Annotated in this window: 23 protein-coding genes and 2 tRNA genes; 13 read left to right on the top strand and 12 right to left on the bottom strand. The window is 64.9% G+C overall.

The genetic code is table 11. The annotated features are described in order from the left end of the window. The first annotated feature begins 11 nt into the window (after window positions 1-11). Both ACY9XZ_RS00400 and ACY9XZ_RS00395 read left to right on the top strand, forming a co-directional pair. Window positions 12-704, top strand: a complete 693-nt coding sequence (locus ACY9XZ_RS00400) for a class I SAM-dependent methyltransferase (RefSeq protein WP_463455128.1) — start codon at window positions 12-14, stop codon at window positions 702-704. 121 nt (window positions 705-825) lie between these two features. Next, window positions 826-896: transfer RNA gene (locus tag ACY9XZ_RS00395), tRNA-Gly, on the top strand. 206 nt (window positions 897-1,102) lie between these two features. Here ACY9XZ_RS00395 and ACY9XZ_RS00390 read toward each other — a convergent pair. Next, complete coding sequence (locus ACY9XZ_RS00390; protein WP_463455127.1) at window positions 1,103-1,417, bottom strand: hypothetical protein; 315 nt, start codon at window positions 1,415-1,417, stop codon at window positions 1,103-1,105. A 394-nt stretch (window positions 1,418-1,811) separates the two neighbouring features. Between ACY9XZ_RS00390 and dinB the strand changes: the two genes are divergently transcribed. Then, window positions 1,812-3,170, top strand: a complete 1,359-nt coding sequence (dinB, locus tag ACY9XZ_RS00385) for a DNA polymerase IV (protein WP_463455126.1) — start codon at window positions 1,812-1,814, stop codon at window positions 3,168-3,170. Window positions 3,171-3,172: 2 nt separating this feature from the next. Here dinB and ACY9XZ_RS00380 read toward each other — a convergent pair whose 3' ends face one another. After that, complete coding sequence (locus tag ACY9XZ_RS00380; protein ID WP_463455125.1) at window positions 3,173-3,520, bottom strand: hypothetical protein; 348 nt, start codon at window positions 3,518-3,520, stop codon at window positions 3,173-3,175. A 147-nt stretch (window positions 3,521-3,667) separates the two neighbouring features. Between ACY9XZ_RS00380 and ACY9XZ_RS00375 the strand changes: the two genes are divergently transcribed. Next, window positions 3,668-5,491: a helicase HerA domain-containing protein gene (locus ACY9XZ_RS00375; RefSeq protein WP_463455124.1), complete on the top strand. Its 1,824-nt coding sequence runs from the start codon at window positions 3,668-3,670 to the stop codon at window positions 5,489-5,491. A 27-nt stretch (window positions 5,492-5,518) separates the two neighbouring features. Here ACY9XZ_RS00375 and tpiA read toward each other — a convergent pair whose 3' ends face one another. Further along, window positions 5,519-6,166 carry a triose-phosphate isomerase gene (gene tpiA, locus ACY9XZ_RS00370; protein WP_463455123.1) on the bottom strand — a complete coding sequence of 216 codons (648 nt, stop codon included), beginning with the start codon at window positions 6,164-6,166 and terminating at the stop codon, window positions 5,519-5,521. A 99-nt stretch (window positions 6,167-6,265) separates the two neighbouring features. On the opposite strand from tpiA, the gene ACY9XZ_RS00365 reads away from it, so the two are divergent. After that, complete coding sequence (locus ACY9XZ_RS00365; RefSeq protein ID WP_463455122.1) at window positions 6,266-6,871, top strand: response regulator; 606 nt, start codon at window positions 6,266-6,268, stop codon at window positions 6,869-6,871. A 1-nt stretch (window position 6,872) separates the two neighbouring features. Here the strand turns inward: ACY9XZ_RS00365 and ACY9XZ_RS00360 are convergent, their stop codons facing one another. From ACY9XZ_RS00360 to hisC, 4 genes are read right to left on the bottom strand one after another with little or no spacing between them, the layout of a single operon-like run. Then, entirely contained in the window at window positions 6,873-7,403 is a 531-nt protein-coding gene (locus ACY9XZ_RS00360; RefSeq protein WP_151099088.1) for a multiprotein bridging factor aMBF1, read from the bottom strand. 41 nt (window positions 7,404-7,444) lie between these two features. Beyond that, a complete protein-coding gene (locus ACY9XZ_RS00355; protein ID WP_463455121.1) occupies window positions 7,445-8,053 on the bottom strand; it encodes a CDP-alcohol phosphatidyltransferase family protein in 609 nt (202 codons plus the stop codon). Then, window positions 8,050-8,556 (bottom strand): adenylate kinase family protein, encoded by a 507-nt coding sequence (locus ACY9XZ_RS00350; RefSeq protein ID WP_463455120.1) that lies wholly within the window; start codon window positions 8,554-8,556, stop codon window positions 8,050-8,052. Before ACY9XZ_RS00350 ends, ACY9XZ_RS00355 begins: the two co-directional genes overlap by 4 nt. Beyond that, window positions 8,553-9,635: a histidinol-phosphate transaminase gene (gene hisC / locus ACY9XZ_RS00345; protein WP_463455119.1), complete on the bottom strand. Its 1,083-nt coding sequence runs from the start codon at window positions 9,633-9,635 to the stop codon at window positions 8,553-8,555. The genes ACY9XZ_RS00350 and hisC overlap by 4 nt, the downstream gene beginning before the upstream one ends. Window positions 9,636-9,892: 257 nt before the next feature. On the opposite strand from hisC, the gene ACY9XZ_RS00340 reads away from it, so the two are divergent. The 3 genes from ACY9XZ_RS00340 to ACY9XZ_RS00330 all read left to right on the top strand — a co-directional run bounded on the left by ACY9XZ_RS00340 (window position 9,893) and on the right by ACY9XZ_RS00330 (window position 11,754). Then, window positions 9,893-10,591, top strand: coding sequence for a chemotaxis protein CheC (locus tag ACY9XZ_RS00340; RefSeq protein ID WP_463455118.1), 699 nt, complete (start codon window positions 9,893-9,895; stop codon window positions 10,589-10,591). Between the two features lie 48 nt (window positions 10,592-10,639). Then, window positions 10,640-11,092 (top strand): transporter, encoded by a 453-nt coding sequence (locus tag ACY9XZ_RS00335; protein WP_463455117.1) that lies wholly within the window; start codon window positions 10,640-10,642, stop codon window positions 11,090-11,092. Between the two features lie 83 nt (window positions 11,093-11,175). Next, window positions 11,176-11,754 (top strand): metal-dependent hydrolase, encoded by a 579-nt coding sequence (locus tag ACY9XZ_RS00330; protein WP_463455116.1) that lies wholly within the window; start codon window positions 11,176-11,178, stop codon window positions 11,752-11,754. Here ACY9XZ_RS00330 and ACY9XZ_RS00325 read toward each other — a convergent pair. The 3 genes from ACY9XZ_RS00325 to ACY9XZ_RS00315 all read right to left on the bottom strand — a co-directional run bounded on the left by ACY9XZ_RS00325 (window position 11,751) and on the right by ACY9XZ_RS00315 (window position 14,168). Next, on the bottom strand, window positions 11,751-13,382 hold the full coding sequence (locus tag ACY9XZ_RS00325) for a GMC family oxidoreductase (RefSeq protein WP_463455115.1): 1,632 nt from the start codon (window positions 13,380-13,382) through the stop codon (window positions 11,751-11,753). The genes ACY9XZ_RS00330 and ACY9XZ_RS00325 overlap by 4 nt on opposite strands. Window positions 13,383-13,777: 395 nt before the next feature. Continuing rightward, window positions 13,778-13,851, bottom strand: a tRNA-Arg gene (locus ACY9XZ_RS00320). Window positions 13,852-13,928: 77 nt separating this feature from the next. Then, the gene (locus ACY9XZ_RS00315; protein WP_463455968.1) at window positions 13,929-14,168 is read right to left on the bottom strand and encodes a twin-arginine translocase TatA/TatE family subunit; all 240 of its coding nucleotides are present in this window, start codon (window positions 14,166-14,168) and stop codon (window positions 13,929-13,931) included. Window positions 14,169-14,729: 561 nt separating this feature from the next. Here ACY9XZ_RS00315 and ACY9XZ_RS00310 point away from each other — a divergent pair. The 4 genes from ACY9XZ_RS00310 (at window position 14,730) to ACY9XZ_RS00295 (ending at window position 16,806) form a co-directional block, all read left to right on the top strand. Continuing rightward, window positions 14,730-14,975, top strand: coding sequence for a hypothetical protein (locus tag ACY9XZ_RS00310; protein ID WP_004515651.1), 246 nt, complete (start codon window positions 14,730-14,732; stop codon window positions 14,973-14,975). A gap of 43 nt (window positions 14,976-15,018) precedes the next feature. Next, complete coding sequence (locus ACY9XZ_RS00305; RefSeq protein WP_463455114.1) at window positions 15,019-15,486, top strand: peroxiredoxin; 468 nt, start codon at window positions 15,019-15,021, stop codon at window positions 15,484-15,486. A gap of 46 nt (window positions 15,487-15,532) precedes the next feature. Further along, window positions 15,533-16,345, top strand: coding sequence for an HD domain-containing protein (locus ACY9XZ_RS00300; RefSeq protein WP_463455113.1), 813 nt, complete (start codon window positions 15,533-15,535; stop codon window positions 16,343-16,345). A 62-nt stretch (window positions 16,346-16,407) separates the two neighbouring features. Next, complete coding sequence (locus ACY9XZ_RS00295) at window positions 16,408-16,806, top strand: hypothetical protein (RefSeq protein ID WP_463455967.1); 399 nt, start codon at window positions 16,408-16,410, stop codon at window positions 16,804-16,806. A 389-nt stretch (window positions 16,807-17,195) separates the two neighbouring features. Here ACY9XZ_RS00295 and ACY9XZ_RS00290 read toward each other — a convergent pair whose 3' ends face one another. Further along, entirely contained in the window at window positions 17,196-17,330 is a 135-nt protein-coding gene (locus ACY9XZ_RS00290) for a hypothetical protein (RefSeq protein WP_463455112.1), read from the bottom strand. 237 nt (window positions 17,331-17,567) lie between these two features. Between ACY9XZ_RS00290 and ACY9XZ_RS00285 the strand changes: the two genes are divergently transcribed. Then, window positions 17,568-18,827 carry an alanyl-tRNA editing protein gene (locus ACY9XZ_RS00285; protein WP_463455111.1) on the top strand — a complete coding sequence of 420 codons (1,260 nt, stop codon included), beginning with the start codon at window positions 17,568-17,570 and terminating at the stop codon, window positions 18,825-18,827. A 1-nt stretch (window position 18,828) separates the two neighbouring features. Here the strand turns inward: ACY9XZ_RS00285 and ACY9XZ_RS00280 are convergent, their stop codons facing one another. Then, window positions 18,829-19,752, bottom strand: a complete 924-nt coding sequence (locus ACY9XZ_RS00280) for a DMT family transporter (RefSeq protein ID WP_463455110.1) — start codon at window positions 19,750-19,752, stop codon at window positions 18,829-18,831. Window positions 19,753-19,759 lie beyond the last annotated feature (7 nt).

Here is a 19,759-nt window from a genome sequence, read left to right as displayed (position 1 = left end):
GCGGTCGACCGATGCCGTCCACTGATCCGAACGGCGGCGATGAGACCGACGGCGAACCATCGCGGGCCGCCGTCCGCCGGACCTACGAGGACATCGGCGACCACTTCTCGAAGACCCGCGAGTACGCCTGGCCGGAGGTCGAATCGTTCGTCGATGCGTCCGACGGCGTCGGGACGGCGCTCGACATCGGCTGTGGCAACGGCCGCCACGCGGAACTGCTCACGGCTGTCGCCAGTCGCGTCGTCGGCCTCGACGCCAGCCGCGCGCTCTTGGGGGCGGCGACCGACCGCGTCGGCGACCGCGTCGACCTGCTCCAGGGCGATGCGACCCGGCTCCCGCTCGCTGCCGGGACCGTCGACCTCGCCGTGTACGTCGCGACGCTTCATCACCTGCCGTCACAGTCCGCCCGCCGCGCCAGTCTGGACGAACTGGCCCGCGTGCTCGCACCTGACGGCCGGGCGCTTGTCAGCGCGTGGAGCACGGCCCACGACCGCTTCGACGCCGACCCCGACGCGGACGAAGGTTTCGATACGACCGTCGACTGGACGCTCCCCGGCGGCGAGACGGTCCCGCGGTTCTACCACATCTACGCGCCGGCCGAGTTCGAGCGCGATATCGCCGACAGCGACCTTCGGCTCGTCTCGCTGGAGCTGTCAAGCGGCAACTGTTACGGGGTCGTCGAGCCGGAAGGGAAACGCACTTAATTGCCTTCCATCTATGGACGTGTACGTTCGCGTTCCGTTGGTTGATGCCGCGGAACGAGCGGCGGTGGTGAGCAAATCCGACGGATTTGCGAGGCACGCCGCGCGCGAACGGAGTGAGAGCGCGGCGGTGGTCTAGTGGTAGGACCTGAGCCTTCCAAGCTCATGGCCCGGGTTCAAATCCCGGTCGCCGCACTTTTCCGACGAACAATTCGTGAGTCGGAAATGCGGAGTGGCGGATTTGAACTACGGAAATCCGAGCGATAGCGAGGATTTGCAGTCGAGTTCAAATCCCGGCCGCCGCATTCTCCAGTCCACAATACCAACGAGCTGATGCGCTGTCCGGCGTCTGAGCGTCGCTGCGTTCGTTCTCTGCCCGGCTGAGGAGCCAACTGATGCCGTTACTCCTGCTCGACAGCGGCCTGCTCGAACTCTTCCCAGTCGTCGCCCATCCACTCCTGCAGGCGGTCGGTGACGCCGGCGAAGTCCTGGCCATCTTCGAAGGACTCGACGACGACCCAGCCGTCGCCGTCGCGGTCGTAGCCGAGGCTGTACCCTCGGTCCCCGTGGATGATGACGACGAAGGCGGCCACCACGTCCAGATCGGGGAAGAACCCGACCGGCGCGAACCCGTAGTCGTCGTGCTGGGCTTCGAGGGCCGAGATTTCGCTCGTCGAGAGCGGCCTATCTGGCAGCGAATCCGTCAGTTCCGTCATTACGTCGCAGTGGTGGGGAGAGGACTGAAAGCGTTTCGAGCGGGCCGCGGTTGGGGAGGGGTAAACATGTGGCTGAGGTGTAACTTCGGCCAACATTGAAGTGATACCATGATCTTTGTTAACATGGAGCTTCCACGCTCCCGGCGGGAACGACCGTCGTACCATCCGGGATTGGCATCGGCGGACGACAACTCGCCGGTGGAGACTGGCCACTCCACCGGCCACGTATCGTTTCGAAACCGACGGCGTACGGAGCATCTGACACCCCACCCCCACCCCCACCACTTTCCCTGCTCCCGTTTTTGGGGTGTTTTCGAGACACCAGTCCGAGTTTTGACCTGTTGGCTTCGACGAGGGCCGGTGGGGTTTTCTGCAAGTACGCGTAGCGTCGGGTATGGACGCCGCGCGACTCCCTGGGACCAGCGGACCCGAGCAGATAGTCGCGCACGTGGACATGGACTGCTTCTATGCCGCCTGCGAGCAGCGGCGGGAGCCGGCACTAAGGGGCGAGCCGCTCGTCGTCGGGATGGGGTACGAGAACGGCGCGACGCACGGGGCCGTCGCGACCGCGAGTTACGAGGCGCGGGCCTACGGCGTCGAATCCGCGATGGCGATTTCCGAGGCGCTGGAGCGGCTCCCCCGCAAAGTCGAGGCCGTCGAGGACCCCGACCTGGATGTCGAGGACGCGGGGTTCTACCGCCCGGTGGATATGGATTTCTACGAGTCCGTCGCCGCGGATGTCCGGGAAATCCTCCACGCGGAAGCGGACGTCGTCCGCGAGGTCAGCATCGACGAGGCGTACTTAGATGTCACCGACCGCGTTTCCTGGGAGACCGTCGAGTCGTGGGCGCGGGACCTGAAAGACACCATCGAGTCGGAGGTGGGCGTGGCGGCGAGCGTCGGCGTCGCCCCGACGATGAGCGCCGCGAAGGTGGCCAGCGACAGGGACAAGCCTGACGGACTGGTCGTCGTCGAACCCGGAACCGTCCGGGAGTTCTTCGCCGACCTGCCCGTCGAGGACGTCCACGGCGTCGGCCCGGTTACCGCCCGGGAACTCGACGCACTCGATATCCAGAACGCAGGCGACCTCGCGGCGGCCGACCCGGAACTGCTGGCCGAGCGCTTCGGCGAGCGCGGCCGCGAGATACGCCGCTACGCCCGCGGCGAGGACGAGCGGTCGGTGACGCCGAAAGGCGACCCCAAAAGCCTCTCGCGGGAATCCGCCTTCACCGAGGCGACGACCGAACTGGAGGCCAAGTGCCGGCAAGTCCGCACGCTCGCCGACGCCGTCGCCGACCGCGCCCAGCGGAAGGGCGCACGCTATCAGACCATCGGGATCAAGGTCGTGACGCCGCCGTTCGACGTGAACACGCGCGCCCGTTCGCTTCCAGGCCCGGTCGAGGAGCCCGACCTGGTCCGGCGCGTCGCGCTGGACCTCCTCGGGGAGTTCGACGACGATCCGGTTCGGAAGGTCGGCGTCCGCGTTTCGAACCTGGACTTCTCAGCCGGCGAGCAGGCCAATCTGGACGGGTTCGGCGGTGACGCCGAAACCGGGGGGACGGATCATCACTCCACCGCGAACAACGGGGCGGCAGCCGAGGAGCAGGACGCCGATGGACAGGTCGGGCTTGGGACGTTCGCCGAGAGCGACGGCGGCAACGAGGCCGCCAGAGATGCGGCGAGCGAGGGGACAGAGAGCGGTGAGAACCACATCTCGCTCCCACCGGGCCAGACCACGTTCGCGGACTTCTAAGCTCAGGCGACACCGTGTTCCAGATTCTCCAGCAGCTTCCCGACGAACAGGCCCGCTCGCGGTGAGATGGTGTCATCTGCCGGGACTTCCGTCGGATGCGCGGCCAGCGTCTCGACGAACCGCTGGCTGTGGGTCATCGCGTGTAACATGTCGACCACGTCGACCACCAACCCCTCGTCGCTGGTGTCCATGCCGGCGTATCGCTCCTTCTCGGCCTCGGAGTAGGTGATCGTCCAGGCCGGGCCGCCAGCGGCTGCGACGATGTCTTCCAGCGGTGCGACTTCCAGCGGGCCGTCGTCACTCCCGACGTACACCGTTCCGTCCTCGACGAACGTCTCGTACCTGTCCATGGACAGCCCCCGCCGAACGACTGTGACAAGGTGTGCGACCACAATAGCCGTTACCCCTTCCGAGACCGTCTCCGAACCTGTTTCACAGCTGACGGTCGTCTGACGGAGAGTTATGGGGCGTGAGCGTCTCCTTCCCGACAGAAACGCATGGCAGAGACCGAACAGATAACCGTCGCGACAACGAGCGCGGGGCCGGGTGGGACCGGGGAACCGGGAGAGACGGTCGATCTCCCGGTGGTGGAACTGCTGACCGGCCGGGGATTCATCACCGGCAAGAGCGGGTCCGGGAAGTCGAACACGGCGAGCGTGGTGGCCGAGAAACTGCTCGACAACGGCTTCGGCCTGCTCATCGTCGACATCGACGGCGAGTACTACGGCCTGAAAGAGGAGTACGAGATCCTCCACGTCGGCGGCGACGAGGAGTGTGACATCCAGGTCACGGAGGACCACGCCGGCAAGATCGCCTCGCTGGCGCTGGAGCAGAACGTCCCCATCATTCTGGACATTTCGTCGTTCCTCGACGAGGAAGAGGCCGAGACGCTGCTGACCGAGGTCGCCAAGCAACTGTTCGCCAAGGCGAAAAAGCAGAAACAGCCTTTCTTGATGCTCGTCGAGGAGTGCCACGAGTGGATGCCCGAGAAGGGATCGATGGGCGAGGTCGGGAAAATGCTCATCAAGATCGGAAAGCGCGGCCGGAAACACGGGCTGGGCATCGTCGGTATCAGCCAGCGCCCCGCCGACGTGAAGAAGGACTACATCACCCAGTGCGACTGGCTGGTCTGGCACCGCCTGACCTGGAACAACGACACGAAGGTGGTCGGGCGCATCCTCGACAACAAGTACGCCGACGCCGTCGAGGACTTAGACGACGGCGAGGCGTTCATGATGAACGACTGGGCCGAACAGGTCCGCCGGGTCCAGTTCCACCGCAAGCAGACCTTCGACGCCGGCGCGACGCCCGGCCTCGACGACTTCGAGCGCCCGGAACTCAAGTCCGTCAGCGACGACCTCGTCTCCGAACTGGAGACCATCAGCGAGGAACAGCAGGCGACGGAGAACCGCATCAAGGAACTCCGCGAGGAACTGGACAAGAAGAACTCCCGCATCGCCGAACTGGAAGCGGAACTGCAGGACGCCCGGGACCTCTCGCGGATGGCCGAGCAGTTCACCGAGGCGATGCTGAACCAGGCCGAAGACTACAACCCCGGCCGGACGGCACAGGAGGAGATGCGCCGCCAGCGCGAGCGGTTCGCCGACTCGTCGGATTCCGACGGGGAAGCAGACGCCGACAGCCCCCGTGACGAGCAGCCACCGGCGTCGGGCGAGACAGCCGACGCCACGTCCGGCGGCGGGTTCGGCGACGCGTTCAGCGCCTTCGCCGAAGACGGGGCTGCGATGAACGGCGGTAGCGCGGGCAACGAAGCGGCGACGAACGGCCACGCCACAAACGCGGACACAGCGACGAACGGGGCCAGCGCAGAAACCGGCGCGGCTGCCGTGTCAGTGAACGGGGAGGCCGATACAGACACGACCGACACCGACGACGAGGACCTGAGAGCAGCCATCGCCGAGGCCGTCGAAGCCGAGGAGTCGAGCGAGGCAACTGGCTCCGCTACCGACGAGGCAACATCCGACTTCGACGGTCCTGCCGTCTACAGCGACCTGCGAGCCGACGTCGAGGAGTTGGAGAGAAAGACTCGACGGATGCTTACGTACTATCACGAACAAGGCCCCGGGACACCGCTGAACGCCCACTTCTCGGCGGGCGGCTCCGGCGACCGGACGGCGGCCTACGCGCGAAACAGGGAACTCCGGCTCCGCGGGCTGGTCGAGCACGTCGGCCGCGGGAAGTACGACGCCCGGCTCGCGGAACTGGTTCGAGAGGAGAGCGACCGCCGACTCGACGAAGACGAGGTCGAGTCCGTCGTCACCCGACTCGAATCGGCGTTCCTGGACGGAGACGGCGACTGAAACGGTAGTACCGCGATAACGGCGATCTTACAGCAGCGGTTCGACCAGGTCTTCGAGCGCCGCACGCGGGTCGTCGGCCTTCGCGACGCCGCTTGCTAGCAGCACACCGGTCGCACCGAGGTCGCTCGCGGAGACGAGGTCTTCGCCCGTCGAGATGCCAGCGCCACAGAGCACGTCCACGTCGCCGTTGACGCGGGCGGCGGCGTCGACTGCGCCGGTCACGATGTCCGGGTCGGCCTTGCTGACGGGCGTGCCGGTCCCGATGAGTTCCGGCGGCTCGACGGCGACGCCGTCGGGATCGAGCGCTGCGGCCGCGCCGATCTGTGCGGGGTTGTTCGCACAGACGATTGTTTCGAGGTCGGCGCGGTCGGCGGCGTCGAGCGCGCCGTCGATGTCCGCGAGCTTGAGCCGGTTCTCGGAGTGGTTCAGAAGCGTCCCGACAGCGCCGGCATCTGCAGCGGCCTCGGCGAGGGTGCTGCCGGTGTGGCTGCCGTGCTCGACAGCGCTGATGTGCTGGGCCCACGTCTCGACACCGGTTTCGGCAACAGCGCCGATCTGTGCGGCCTGTGGCGCGACGGCGACGCGAACGCCGGAGTCGTCGCTCACGTCAGCGGCGGCGGTCGCTACTTCGACTGGGTCACACGGGTACGCCTTCAGATTGACAAGGACGAACATACGAAACGCACCGGCTGCTGTCGGGAAATAGGTTGCGAAGCGGCCGCTTGGTAGCGCTCGCCACCGCGCCTTCGTTCCATCTCGGCCTGCCGCTCGGGGGTGACAATTATTACGGTTCAGCCGAGACAAGAAACGAGACAAGCCGTGACAGCAGGGGATGACGACACACCGACCGTTCTGATAGTCGAGGACGAACAGCACCTGGCCGACCTGTACACCGACTATCTATCCGGCCAGTATCACGTGCAGACGGCCTACAGCGGTGAGGAGGGGTTAGAACTGCTGTCGCCCGATATCGACGTGGTGTTGCTCGACCGCCGGATGCCGGTCGTCTCCGGCAACGAAGTGCTCGCACAGATCGAGGAGCGAGGGCTTCGGTGCCGCGTCGCGATGGTCACCGCCGTCGACCCTGACTTCGACATCATCGAGATGCGCGTCGACGACTACCTGGTCAAACCCGTCACCCGCGACGACCTTCGGGAGGTCGTCGACCGGCTGTACAAGATCCGGGAGTACAACGAGCGGCTCCAGAAGCTCACGTCGAAGAAGCTCAAACGCAACGTCCTCCGCGTCGAGAAGACCCAACGAGAGCTGGAAGACAGCAAGCGGTACCAAGAACTCCAGGACGAGATCGCGACCATCTCGTCGAACGTCGAGTCGCTCGCGAACGAACTCGACGTCGAGAAAGACGACCTCCAGCTGTAACCTAGTCCTTCCGTTTCACGACGTCGCCGAGCGTGTACTCGCCGTCGCTGCTGCCGCCGGACCACTCCGTCTCGTCGGCGCTGCCGCCGGCGCTCAGGGAGATCTCAAGCGCGCTTTCGAGTTTCTTCTGGACATCGTCGCTGGGCAGGGAGTTCCCCTGTTCGAGTTTCCGAATCAGGCTCGCCTTCTCGTTGAGTTGCTTGGCGAGTTCCTCCTGGCTGAGGCCTTGGGATTCCCGACCCTTGCGGATTCGGTCGTGGTAATCCTGTGCGATCTCGTCCATCTCGTCGAACATGTCCCGACGGCGGCCGCCGGACCCGCCACCACCCGAGGAACTCGACGAGGCGGACGAACTCGACGACGATGACGAGGAAGACGACGTCGAGTACTTCGTCGACGTGGACGACGTCTCCTCCGTCTTGACCTCCGTGCCGAAGTCGGTACACTCGTCACAGACGTCGAGTTCGGCTCCCTCGATTTTGACGCGGTTCGGAGAGGAAACCTCCGTCCCGCACATCTCGCACTGAACCATACCGACGGCTTGGACGGGGCACCGTATAAATGGTGCGCTGGCTACTCCAGCGCCCCCATCGCGTGATAGAACCGCTGGGCCGCGGTGACGTGGCCCACGACGGCGAACACGACCAGCAGCCAGCCGACGAGCGTCAGGCCGGCCAGCGTGGCCGGGACGAACGCCGCGACGCCCGTGACGACACCCACGAGAGCGAGTCGATCAGCGCGGCCGAGCAGGCCGCCGTAGACGCGGTCGAGACCGACCGCCTGGGCCTGGGTCCCGAGATAGGAGGTCATCAGGACGCCGGTGACGGCGGCGATGCCGAGTTCCCACTGGCTCACGCCGGCGGCGAGGCCGACGATAATGCCGATGTCGGCGTAGCGGTCCAGCACGTGGTCCAGCAGGTCGCCGCCCGAGGACGCGACGTTCAGCTCCCGCGCGAGCGCGCCGTCTACGAGGTCGAGCCAGCCGTTCAGAAAGACCAGCACGGCCCCGCCGAGATACAGCAGGGGGTCCCGTGTCGCGACGGCGTACACGCCGCCGGCTCCCAGCGCGAGCAGGAACGCGATGACGCTGACGCCGTTTGGTGACAGCCCGGCCACCTTTGCGGCGCTGACGAACGGACCGAGCGCACGGTCGGCCAGCGGACGGAACTTATCGAGCGTCATAGCCAGTCGATGTAGGAGACGGTCCCCGCGCTCGGCTCCCGCTCGCCGTCCACGACGGCCCGGATTTCACTCGCCACCGCCTCGGGGGTCCGGTCCGTCGTCTCGATTTCGTAGACGGATTCCATGCCGTGTTCCTCGACGGCTTCCCCGAGGATGACATCGAGCGCTTCCGACTCCGCGTTCTCGTAGGCCTTCGAATCGTCGTCGCCGCGCTCCCGGAGCCGTTCGACGATGGTTTCAGGGTGCGCTCGCAGCACGATCACCCGGTCGGCCTCAAAGTGATGCGCGAGATGGGACTCGAACAGCACGTCGTCGCGGCCATCGAGCCACTCGGACAGTCTGTCCAGGTCCGCGACGAGGCTCCCGCGGTCCTCGTCGATACCCGTCGAGAACCCCTCGTCTTTGATAACGTCGTTGAGATGGAGCACGTCGAGGTCAGTGTCGAGTCGCTCCGTCGCCGTGGTCTTGCCAGTTCCCGGCGTCCCGGTGACGGCGACTCTCACGCCTCGACCACCTCGATGACCTCGTTCAGTACCGAGACGGCGCGCTCCGTGTCCTCGCGCGTGCCGCAGGTGATACGGATGCATTCAGGCAGCCCAAAGGAAGAACAGTCGCGGATGATGACGCCCCGTTCCTGGGCGGCGTCCGCGACGGCCGACGCGTCGCCGACCTCCGCGAGGACGAAGTTCCCCGCGCTGTCCCAGGTCGGTGCGTCGAGTTCTTCGGAGAGGTACTCCCGGGCCCACGCGGCGGTGTCGACGGAGCGTTCGACGTGCTCGTCGTCGTCGAGCGCCGCCAGTCCGGCTCGGCAGGCGAGTTCGCTGGCGGAAAAGGGCGTGTTGATGCGGGCGTAGGCGTCGGCCCAGTCCTCGGGGACCACTGCGTACCCAAGGCGGATGCCGGCGAGTCCGTAGGCCTTCGAGAACGTCCGCAGGAGCGCGACGTCGTCGCGGTCGGTCAACAACGGCCGCTTGCTCGGCTTCTCAGTGAACTCCCCGTAGGCCTCGTCGACGACGACGAGCGTCTGTTCCTCGGTCTCCTCGGCAATCGTCCTGACTGCGTCGGTCGAGAATTCCGCGCCGGTCGGGTTGTGCGGGCTGGTGAGATAGACGATGCGCTCCCCGTCGTAGTCCTTCAGGACGGTGTCGGCGGTTTGGGCGAAGTCGTCAGCCTTCGAGAGCGTGTACTCGTTGACCTCGCCGTGGTGATAACGGGCGCTCATCGCGTAATAGGCGAAGCCCGGCGACGGGACGAGCACGTCCTGGCCGGGGTCGAGCATGGCCCGAGCGAGGCAGTCCAGTGCGCCGTCGCCGCCGTTGCTCAGCCACACCTGTTCCGGCGTTACGTCCCACAGCGCCGCCAGTTCGTCGACGAGGTCGGCGTGGGAGGCCTTCGGATACGAGTGCATCCGCTCGGCCGCCCCGCGGATCGCCTCGACGGCTTTCGGGCTCGGCCCGTACATGTTCTCGTTCGACGCTAGCTTCACCATGTCGTCCGGGTCGAGACCGAGTTCCCGGGCGACCTCCTCGATGCCGCGACCTGCCCGGTAGACAGTGTGAGCGGAGAGGTCCCGTGGTTCCATGGCTGTGCAAAACGGACGGGGCGGCTTAAGCGTGCTCACATCGGGCGTGGCCGCGGCTCCATAGCCAGTCCCGCACAGAAATCCGTTGGCGGCCTCCCGTGTGAAACCCGTCGATGACGGGTGAGACACGGAATAGCACGCTCCCCACCGAAGCCCTGTCAGTCAGTGGTAATGAGCGTTACGGTGAATCGCCGTTCGGGCCCGGGAATCCGCCCCCACCGAAAACGGTAACACACCATGGGTCCTGATAGCGTCCAATGCCGCTTCTCATCGATATCCGGAAACTCACGCTCATTACGCGGCTCATTCAGGATGGGGCCGAACAGGTCGCCGACTCGCTGGCGACGCTGGCCGGCGTCGACGCCGCCGTCGAGATCAAGAGCCTCTCCTTTGTCCAGCCGGAGGACATCGCCACTGAGATGGGCGGCGGGACCATCTACAGCGCCCGCGTTCGCCTGACTGAGCCGCCTTACGGCGTCTTCCTGATGACCTTCGAGACGGAAACGGCCGCCGAAATCGCGGAGCTGATGACCGGCTCCAGTGTCGAGGACGGGTTCACGCAACTCCACGAGTCCGCGCTCCAGGAGATGTGTAACATCCTCACTTCGGGCTTTATCGATGGCATCGCGAACACGCTGAACGCGACCATCAACATGGGGACGCCGACGGTCGTCCAGGACGACGCGTCCGAGATCGCCGACAAGGCCCTCTCGCACGTCCGCCGGGACTCGCTGACCATCGTGCTCGACTCGCTCGTCGACATCAAGGAGAGCGACGTAGCGTTCTCGCTTCGCATCTTCCTCATCCCCGATCCCGGCTCGTTCGTCCATCTCATCGACCAGCTGGACTACGATACGGACCGCGAGACGCACATCTCGGCTGACACAGACGCGGTCAAAGAACTCGATATGTCCGGTGACGCGGACGCACTGGACGCCTTCGATACCTCGGAGTAGCCACACCGAACCCACGACGTTGAAGAGGATTGCGTCCAACCGCCGCATATGAGTGTCGTAAACGCGGCTATCTTCGGGGTCCACCTGATATTCGCCGCGCTGTGGGCTGGAACCGTGTTGTTCATGACTTACGCCGTGCTCCCGACGGCGCTGAACGGCGACTCCTCACCGGGGCCGCTGTCGGCGATTACCGGGAAACTTCAGACGGTCTCCCGGACGAGTGCCCTGCTCCTGTTTCTGACAGGCGGGCATCTGGCGGCGACTCGCTACACTGCCGAGTCGCTGACAGGAACCGGTCGCGGCCACCTCGTCATCACGATGATCGTCCTGTGGTTCATTCTGGCCGGCCTCGTCGAGGTCGGGGCGTCGAAACTCAACGACGGCTTCGACCAGCAGAAGGTCCGCGAACCGGCCCGGAACGCACGTCCGTTCCTGCTCGGAGCGTCTGTTGTGTCGATTCTGCTCCTGCTCGACGCCGGGGCGATTCTCGGCCTGTACTGACGATTGACCGAGCGGTTTTCTGCGATTCTTCTCATGGACCTGTATCAGCAGATACAAATCACTATCCGGCGTACCGAATCGCAATGTGGCCGTGGGGACACCTCGCCGTCGCTTATCTCGTCTACGTCGTGTACACTCGTCTTGACCCGACCCGTCGCCAGACCGCGGCGACGCTCACCGCTCTTGCGGTGGGGTCGCAGTTCCCGGACCTGATCGACAAACCGTTCGCCTGGACGTTCGGCATCTTGCCGTCCGGGCGGTCGCTCGCTCACTCGCTGTTCACGCTCATTCTTCTCGCCGTGGTCCTGCACCGCATCGCCGCGTGGTATCGCAGAACGGATCTCTCGGGGGCCTTCACCATCGGTGCGTTCGTACACACGCTGACGGATATTGGCCCGTCAGCGGTGGCAGGGCTGCTCGGCGGCGACCTGACACAGCTCCAGTGGCTCCGCTTTCTCGTCTGGCCGCTCCAGCCTCCGCCGCCGTACGCCAACGACACCTCCTTCGTCGAGCAGTTCGCCTCGCTCTCCTTCGAGCCGTACGTCCTGTTCCAGTTCGGGCTGTTCGGCCTCGCCGTCGCCGTCTGGCTCGCCCACGGCGCGCCCGGGCTCCGGTCGGTCACCCGCCGGAGCAAGGCAGTGTTCACTGAATTTGCCGATTAGAGCCGTTCAGCGATGTGATCCGCACACTTCAACGCGAGCGCAGCGATGGTCAGCGTCGGGTTCATCGACCCGGCAGTGACGAACACCGAGGAGGACGCGATTGAGAGGTTCGCCACGTCGTGGGTCCGTAGTTGCGGGTTGACGACGCTCGTTTCGGGGTCGGTCCCCATCCGCGTCGTGCCCATGTGGTGGTACGCCGGCCCGGTGTCCTCCGGACCGACCGTCCATGAGATGTCGACGCCCAGCTCCGACAGCACGGCGCGTTGAATCTCGTTCGTCCGAGCGAGCGAGCGCTCCAGCCGGTCGCCCCAGGACCACTGGATGTCCGGCACCGGGTTCCCGTGGTCGTCCGTCGTCGACGTGTCCAGCGTTACCCGGTTTTCCTTCCGCGGCGGCTGGCCGACGAGGCCGCCCATCGCGATGGAGTTGCCGTAGCTCTCGCGGAGGCTCGACAGCAGCGTGTCTCCCCAATCCTCGCCGGAGAGCGCGAGTTCGACCGGCGACGGACCGGCGTAGTTCAGGAACTCCAGTTTCAGCGGCGACAGCGCCGCGTCAGTGGCCTCGACCACTGTCTCGCCGTCCGTGACGCGTTCGACTGCCTGCCCGGGGTCGTCGTAGAACTGGTGGCACTCGCTCGTGAGAAAGCCGACGTGGTTCTGGCGCGTTTCCCGGTCGAGCGTGCCCCCAGCGCCCGCAAAGAGGTGGTCCATGAAGTAGTGGCCGACGAGGCCGGACCCGTTGGCCAGCCCCGACGGGTGGTCCTCGCTCGCCGACAGCAGGAGGAGCCGCGGCGTCTCGACGCCGCCCGCCGCGATGACGAACTCGCGGGCCGTCTGGCGGTGTTCCGTGCCGTCCGGCGTCGCGTAGACAGCCGCCTCGACGCGCCCGTCGGCGTCGGTCACGAGGCGCTGGACCGGGACGCGGTCGATGACTCTGGCACCCTCTGCCTCGGCGTCCTCAATGTGGACGCTGGCGTCGTATTTCGCCCCGGAGGGACAGATGGGCTGGCAGGTTCCGTAGCCGACACACGGCCCCCGGTCGTCGTACGGTTCGGAGTTCCGAGCGTTGGGGACGGAGTGCATCGTGATTCCCAACGTTTCGCAGGCCTCCGCGAATAGCGAGTCGCTGTACGACGGGGGGAAGCCGGGTAGCGGATACGCACCGTCCCGCGGCGGTGCGAAGGGGTTGTCGGCGTCGCCGGCGACTCCAAACGCTCGCTCCGCGTCAGCGTAATAGGGACGGAGGTCGTCGTAGCTGATCGGCCACGCCGGGTCGTCGGTGTCGTGGCTCCCGTTGAAATCCGACGGATGCAACCGCATCACCATCCCCTGCCAGTGTAGCGTCGAGCCGCCGACGCCTTTCACCCGTGCGACGTTCAGCGGGTAGTACCGCTCGCCGCTCGTGCTGAACGCGTCGCGGTCCCCGCCCATCTCCCAGACGGAGCCGTGGTCGCCGGGCCGAATCGCCGCCTCCATTTGCTGCTCGCGTTTCGACGTATCGAATCGCGGTCCGGCTTCCAGCACGACCACGTCGCGGCCGTCGCTGGCGAGTCGACTCGCGATGAGCGCCCCCGCTGGCCCGGCCCCGATGACACAGACATCCGCCCGCTCGGACGGCTCCCGGTCCATTTCAGCAGGGGTTAGGCAAGCCTAAACTTATACGTTGGCATCTCAGGCGTTGTGTTGGCGTGTCGGTTCGTTCACTGCGTTCGCTGCACGGCCGCGGCGTGGTTCGAACCGGAGCAAGACGGTCGCTCACTTCGTTCGCGCTACGACTTGCAGGGTTCGAACTCCGTGCCGTTACAGGCCTCGCTGTCGCTCGGCGGTAACGGGCGTGGCGGGAGTGAGCAAACGCGGAGCGTTTGCGAGCTACGCCACGGCCGCAAGTGTGTTTCGAGCGGACGCGAGAAACCACGACGCGGGCGTGGCGGGATTCGAACCACGGTCGGACGTGCTCGCTTCGCTGCGCGCGACCTCCCTGATTAGAATCCCGCCATGCCGGTTCGCTCACTGCGTTCGCTGCACGGGCGTGGCGGGATTCGAACCCGCGTTCTAGGGGTTAGGAACCCCTCGCCCTGGTCCACTAGGCCACACGCCCTATCGGGTGGTTGATTGACCGGCGAAAAATGCTTTCGTTATCACTACAGACCGCTGAAAACGGAGAAGTGGTCGAGATTACGTCTCGGTTTCCGTCGCCGTTTCGGTCGACTCGGCCGCGTCCACGGTGGACGCGTCGGTCCCTTCTGCGGAGCCGCCCTCACGCATCTCTTCGAGTTCCTGTTCGACTTCTTCGCGCCCTTTCTGGAATTCGCCCATGGCTTCGCCAGTCGACCGCGCTAGTTTCGGAATCTTATTTGCACCGAACAGCAGGACGGCGATGAGGAGGATGACCATCATCTCCGTCGTCCCGGGCATCCCCGGGAACAGTACTCCGGATGTCCCTAACATTGTATCCGAAGGTTACGTGGTTGCTATTATAACCTTTTTGCTCAGGACGGCCTGCCAGTCGAATCGCTGCTGTCGGGACTTGCTTTGGGCGCTGCTCTGATAGGGACCAGAGACGGACCACGCGTCATAGACGATCCGTGACTGGTTAGCTGTGGAAACGGCCTCGCCGGGAACCGACGGCGAGGCCCGGCATGGGGGGAGTGGGTGTAATGGGGGTGGATCGGAAGGGGCAATTCGAGACACCGTGTCCCCGGCCGTGTGGTGGCTTGGTACGGCACGTCGACAGATAGACCGCTACATGTCCACGGGACCAGGCCGATAGCTGTGGCTGTCCAGGTGACACGACTGCCGTGGCCATGTTTTGCCTGCGTGGTCTGTCCGCGTGCGGGTTCACACCCGCAACAACGGCTATACAGTACTGTCAGTTCATTATACGTTTGTTAAATCGCTGCTCGCCGGGCACGGCCCCGGAAAGGGAGACTCCCCCGCCCGGGGATATAACTACTGTCGGGCGCTCAGGGATACCAGATGCCGGCCGATAGTCACACGATGGAAGTCAGGAGCGGGGAAGAGGTAACGATTCGACCGATCAAACCTGTCGGGGAGGACGTCGTTCGGGTCGACATCGAGGCTGACGGGGTCTGGCGACTGGATATCACACGCGAGGGAGAGATCGCCGACGTTGTCACGACCCGGGACGCCGACGGGACACTTGCGGACCGCGAACTGCCGGAGTGGATCGACGAGGTCACGGCGAAGTTCGCACAGTTCTGACCAGTCGGAAAGGGTTTTACCTGCCAGGGCCCAGGTCGCCAGTATGGTATCAGTCGGAGACGCTGCGCCCGATTTCACGGCACCGATTGCAAACGGCGACATCGATGAAATAACGCTGTCCGAGGCGCTTGAGGACGGGCCTATCGTTCTCGCGTTCTTCCCCGGGGCGTTCACCAGCGTTTGCAGCCACGAGATGAACACGTTCCAGGACCGACTCGACGAACTCACCGACGCGGGGGCGACGCTGTACGGTGTCAGCATCGACACACCGTTCTCACAGAACGCGTTCCGGGACGAACTTGGACTCGAGTTCGACCTCATCAGCGACTCCGGGCGGGAGATCGTCGACGCCTACGATATCTCGATGGACTTCGAGGCGCTCGGCGTGCCGAACGTCGCCAAGCGAGCCGTCTTCGTTATCGACGAGAACCAAGACATCACGTACGCCTGGGTCAGCGACGACCCCGGTGTCGAACCGGACTACGACGAAGTGATCGACGCCGCCACCTGACCGCGCCGGTGGGGGATTTTTCGCTGTGGGTCGTCTGGGTTGTGGTATGAGTGCTGACAGAGACGACACCGGCGGCCGTATTTACGATCCCGAGGCGGACCACGCGTTTCCGGATGGGCGATTGAACGCAGTCCTTGACACCGTCTCGGCTGACGAGGAGATCCAGGCGTATCTCGAAGCCCAGAACATCAACCCCGTCGCGCGCAAGCGGTACAACGACCACGGCGCGAAACATATCGATATCGTTCGGAACCGAGCGCTGTGCCTGTATGATCTCCTCAAACAGGGTGGCGTCGAGTTCAACGGCGCGGCCGATCACGGCCTCGATGAGGCCGACGAGGCCGTCATCATCGCGCTCGCGACGACGCTGCACGACATCGGACACGTCGTCCACCGCGATGCACACCCCTACTATTCGATCCCGCTGGCGGCCGACATCCTCGATGACCTGCTCGATGAGTTCTACGACATCCGCCAGGCGGTTCAGGTGAAAGGCGAAGTGTTGCACGCGATTCTCTGCCATCACACCGAAGAAAACCCGCTGACGCTGGAAGCCGGCGTCGTTCGCGTCGCCGACGCGCTGGATATGGAACGCGGTCGGTCGCGGATTCCCTACAAGCGCGGCGGTCGCGGTATCGACACCGTCTCCAGCCAGGCTATCGAGACGGTGACGCTGAGCCCGGGCGACGACTACCCTGTTCTCGTCGAAATCGCGATGAACAACGCGGCCGGCGTCTACCAGGTCGACAATCTCCTGAAAGCCAAGCTCAAGGACTCCGGCCTAGAGGAACACGTTCGCATCGTCGCGCTCAACTCCCGCGAAGACGGCAACCAGATCGTCGAGCGAATCGAACTCTGAACCGGACCGACACAACGGTTTTGTACCGTGCTTCCCTAGCTTTGTCTATGAGTCTCACACCCATGGATGAGCCACAGGGTGCCCGGAGCAGGGGGGACAACGGTGAGGTGCCGCCGCCCTCACTTCTGGAACGGGTCAGGCACCGGGTGCGCTCAGCCATTGAGACCATCTCGGTTGGGGAGAAATGCCTCCAGTGGCTCGATACGCGTGGTCGAGACAAGCCACAATCGAAGATCCACACCGACGGGTTCGCCGACGACGTCGTCGTGCCGCCGGAGTGCCCGTCGATCAGCGACCTTCCGACGCGGTCACGCCCGTTTACGTACCCGACGCGGAATCACACGGAGAGCAACACTGTCGACCTCATCGCCATCGAGTCCGGCGACCGACTGACGGTGACACATCCCGATAACGCTGAGGCGAAGATATCGTCTGACGTGTGGGAATCTGTCGAGCAGTAAGCCTGCTGTCGGCCTGTTCTTTCGTCGCTGAGCGAACAGTCGGTGAAATATACCCGCCCGACAGCGTTTGGAAAAGAGAAACCAGCAGACGGGAGAGTCGACGCCGCGGTCAGAGGTCGTACTGTGCAATGTTGCCGGAACCACAAGCGGGGCAGGTCGTGGCATCCGTTTCGATGGTGGTTCCACAGCGCCGACACTCCAGGTGCGACTGCTGTCGAGTCCCCACGACCCGGCGTAATTGCTCGATCATATCACCAGACAGGGAGCCAAGGCTCATATAATCGGGTAATTCACGGTGAAAGTGAAAACCGCAAGACGGAGCGTGGATTTCGAGGGGACCGTCAGCCGAACGTCAGACGCTGCTGTCCTGCCGTCCGGCGGGACGGTTCCTATAGTTTCGCGCGGGTCTGCTCACAGCGGTCCCGCTTGCCGGACGCATACAGGAGCGCCATGAACAGTCCGATGGTGAACAGCCAGCCCACAAGCAGCCAGAGTACTATCGATGGGTCCCCACTCCCGAGCATGATCTGTAAGCGTCACTGCCGGTATTTAATTAGTAGCACCGTATCGAGAGCGGAAACGACAGAAAACAGCGTATAACCTCTCGGCAGTTACTGAGAACGGCGTAAGCCTCTTCTTACACCGCCGCACTGGACCTGTACGCGCGGTGATTGTGCTCTCCTTGGTCCGCTGTTCCGAGATGCTCGCCCGTCCCGGGTGACGCCCAGATGTTTTTGTCCGCGCCGACGTAGCCACGGCCGATGACGGGAACAGCCGCAGCCGAGCCCACTGTGACGACGTTCACCTCGACTGTCGACCGTATCGATACGACCGATGTCGTGCTAACGGAGACGTACTTCTACCCCGAAGGCGGCGGACAGCCGGCCGACCGGGGGACACTCGGCGGCGTCGAGGTGGTCGACGTCCAGCACCAGGACGGGGATATTGTCCACGAACTGGCCGAGCCGCCGGCGTTCAATTCGGGCGAGACCGTCGAAGGACATATCGACACGGCGTTTCGGACGTACTGCATGCGTGCCCACACGGCCAGCCACGTCCTCTATGGCGCTGGCCGTCGACTGCTTTCCGATCTCGGCTACGGCGGGTTCGATATCAGCGCGACGGTCCCGGACGACAGCGATGATGACGATTTCGGGCCGGCTATCACCGGGAAGGTGCGGGTCGACTTCGAGACGACGACCGAAATCGACGACGAGGTGCTCACTGAACTCGAAGGACTGACTAACCGTGCCGTCTGGGAGTCCTACGACGTGACCTGGGAGGAGATTCCGCGTGCGGAGGCACTGGACCGCGATGACATCGCGTTCAACACGAAAACCGAAGAGGGGATCGAAGGCGAGACGGTCCGTGTCGTCACTATCGAAGACTGGGACGTTGCAGCCTGTGGCGGGACGCACGTCGGGAACACGCGCGAGATCGGACCGGTGACGGTGCTGGGCCGGTCCAACCCCGGTGAGGGGCTGACTCGCGTCGAGTTCGCCGTCGGCCCGCGGGCGATCCGCCAGCGTGCGACCGAGCACGAGCGGGCGATGACCGCCGCGCAGTCGCTGGATACGAACGTCGCGGAACTGCCGGCCGCTGTCGATAACCTCCAGTCAGAACGCGATGATCTCAGGGAGACGGTGTCGACGCTCCGAGAACGCCTCGTCGATTCCCGTATCGCCGACCTGCGCGACGACGCCATTGAAGTGGACGGGCGGACGTGGCTCGTCGGGACTGTTACGGGCCTCGATGCGAACGGGCTGGCCGACAGGGCGGAGCGCGCCGTCGGCGATGAGATCGACGTGACCGCGCTGGTGGACGCCGACGGTCAGTATCTGGGCGTTGCGACGACCGGCGGCGTCGACGCCGGAGAGGTGGTCAACCGCGTGACGACGGAGTTCGGTGGCGGTGGCGGCGGGCGGCCTACGGTCGCACAGGGCGGTGGGCTCGATGCTGACGGAGACGATATCGTCGCGTTCCTTCGGGACGTATCAGCGGCGGCAGACCACGGCGACTGACTCAATCGCCTCGGTTCGGCGTCCCGTTGAACCGTGCGACCTCGTTTCGCAGCGCATCCCGTTTTAACAGCCCGAACCCGAGGAGAATACAGGCGAATCCGACGCCGGTGTAGACCGTTGGCGTCTCACCGAGGAACAGCAGTCCGGTGGCAGCGGCGACGACCGGCGCGGCGTAGGAGACGAGGTTGATTTCGATGGGACCGAGGCGCTCCAGCAGGTCGAAGTAGATGAGAAAGCCCAGCGCGCTGGCGACGACGACCAGGTACAGCAGGGCCAACACGGCTTCAGCAGTCCACTGAACGTCGGCAATCGATTCAGAGGCCCCGAGACTGACGCCGTGCATGAGCACCGCACCGAGCAGCATCGACCACGCCTCCATCGTCTCGATCTCCAGATCGTCGTCGAACCGGCGGGTCAGCACGCTCCCGAGGGCAAAGGACGCGGCCGCGAGGAACACCAGGAACAGCGACACTGTTCGGGGGTCGAGCAGATTGCTCGGGTCGGGGTTGCTGAGAACGCCGACGCCGACGAACCCGACGAGGAGACCGACGATACCCAGCGCCGTGAGCCGTTCGTCCGGGAGGAACGCACGTGCGAACCCGGTCGTGAGAATCGGCGAGAGGCTGACGACGATAGCGGCGGCGGCGCTGGTGGTTCCCTGCTCGCCGACGAACAGGAAGATGTGGTACGCGGCGATCAGGAGCGAGCCGCCGATACCCACGACGATCCAGTCGGTCCGCCCTTTCGGGACCCACTGGTCCGTGGCGTACACCGCGTAGCCGAGCATCAACAGCCCGGCGAGGTCGTACCGGAACGCCGCAAACAGGATCGGCGGGAAGTACTCCAGGCCGGCTTTGATGGCGGTGAAGGCGCTGCCCCAGGCGACTGCGAGCGCGACGAAGAGGATGGCGTTACGGAACCGCATCGTCCGC

The sequence above is a fragment of the Haloarcula sp. HT12 genome (assembly GCF_055271655.1).
Note: the sequence above shows the minus strand (reverse complement) of the source record. Positions and strands in the feature narration are given on the sequence as shown.

Bases quoted from the DNA above. Each gene is read 5' to 3' on its own strand.
- ACY9XZ_RS00390 (WP_463455127.1), bottom strand. From the start codon at position 1,417: ATGACGGAACTGACGGATTCGCTGCCAGATAGGCCGCTCTCGACGAGC.
- ACY9XZ_RS00300 (WP_463455113.1), top strand. From the start codon at position 15,533: ATGAGTGCTGACAGAGACGACACCGGCGGCCGTATTTACGATCCCGAG.
- ACY9XZ_RS00305 (WP_463455114.1), top strand. From the start codon at position 15,019: ATGGTATCAGTCGGAGACGCTGCGCCCGATTTCACGGCACCGATTGCA.
- tpiA (WP_463455123.1), bottom strand. From the start codon at position 6,166: ATGTTCGTCCTTGTCAATCTGAAGGCGTACCCGTGTGACCCAGTCGAA.
- ACY9XZ_RS00290 (WP_463455112.1), bottom strand. From the start codon at position 17,330: ATGCTCGGGAGTGGGGACCCATCGATAGTACTCTGGCTGCTTGTGGGC.
- ACY9XZ_RS00375 (WP_463455124.1), top strand. From the start codon at position 3,668: ATGGCAGAGACCGAACAGATAACCGTCGCGACAACGAGCGCGGGGCCG.
- hisC (WP_463455119.1), bottom strand. From the start codon at position 9,635: ATGGAACCACGGGACCTCTCCGCTCACACTGTCTACCGGGCAGGTCGC.
- ACY9XZ_RS00315 (WP_463455968.1), bottom strand. From the start codon at position 14,168: ATGCCCGGGACGACGGAGATGATGGTCATCCTCCTCATCGCCGTCCTG.
- ACY9XZ_RS00355 (WP_463455121.1), bottom strand. From the start codon at position 8,053: ATGACGCTCGATAAGTTCCGTCCGCTGGCCGACCGTGCGCTCGGTCCG.
- ACY9XZ_RS00325 (WP_463455115.1), bottom strand. From the start codon at position 13,382: ATGGACCGGGAGCCGTCCGAGCGGGCGGATGTCTGTGTCATCGGGGCC.
- ACY9XZ_RS00360 (WP_151099088.1), bottom strand. From the start codon at position 7,403: ATGGTTCAGTGCGAGATGTGCGGGACGGAGGTTTCCTCTCCGAACCGC.
- ACY9XZ_RS00380 (WP_463455125.1), bottom strand. From the start codon at position 3,520: ATGGACAGGTACGAGACGTTCGTCGAGGACGGAACGGTGTACGTCGGG.
- ACY9XZ_RS00335 (WP_463455117.1), top strand. From the start codon at position 10,640: ATGAGTGTCGTAAACGCGGCTATCTTCGGGGTCCACCTGATATTCGCC.
- ACY9XZ_RS00285 (WP_463455111.1), top strand. From the start codon at position 17,568: ATGACGGGAACAGCCGCAGCCGAGCCCACTGTGACGACGTTCACCTCG.
- ACY9XZ_RS00340 (WP_463455118.1), top strand. From the start codon at position 9,893: ATGCCGCTTCTCATCGATATCCGGAAACTCACGCTCATTACGCGGCTC.
- ACY9XZ_RS00400 (WP_463455128.1), top strand. From the start codon at position 12: ATGCCGTCCACTGATCCGAACGGCGGCGATGAGACCGACGGCGAACCA.
- ACY9XZ_RS00280 (WP_463455110.1), bottom strand. From the start codon at position 19,752: ATGCGGTTCCGTAACGCCATCCTCTTCGTCGCGCTCGCAGTCGCCTGG.
- ACY9XZ_RS00295 (WP_463455967.1), top strand. From the start codon at position 16,408: ATGGATGAGCCACAGGGTGCCCGGAGCAGGGGGGACAACGGTGAGGTG.
- ACY9XZ_RS00310 (WP_004515651.1), top strand. From the start codon at position 14,730: ATGCCGGCCGATAGTCACACGATGGAAGTCAGGAGCGGGGAAGAGGTA.
- ACY9XZ_RS00330 (WP_463455116.1), top strand. From the start codon at position 11,176: ATGTGGCCGTGGGGACACCTCGCCGTCGCTTATCTCGTCTACGTCGTG.
- dinB (WP_463455126.1), top strand. From the start codon at position 1,812: ATGGACGCCGCGCGACTCCCTGGGACCAGCGGACCCGAGCAGATAGTC.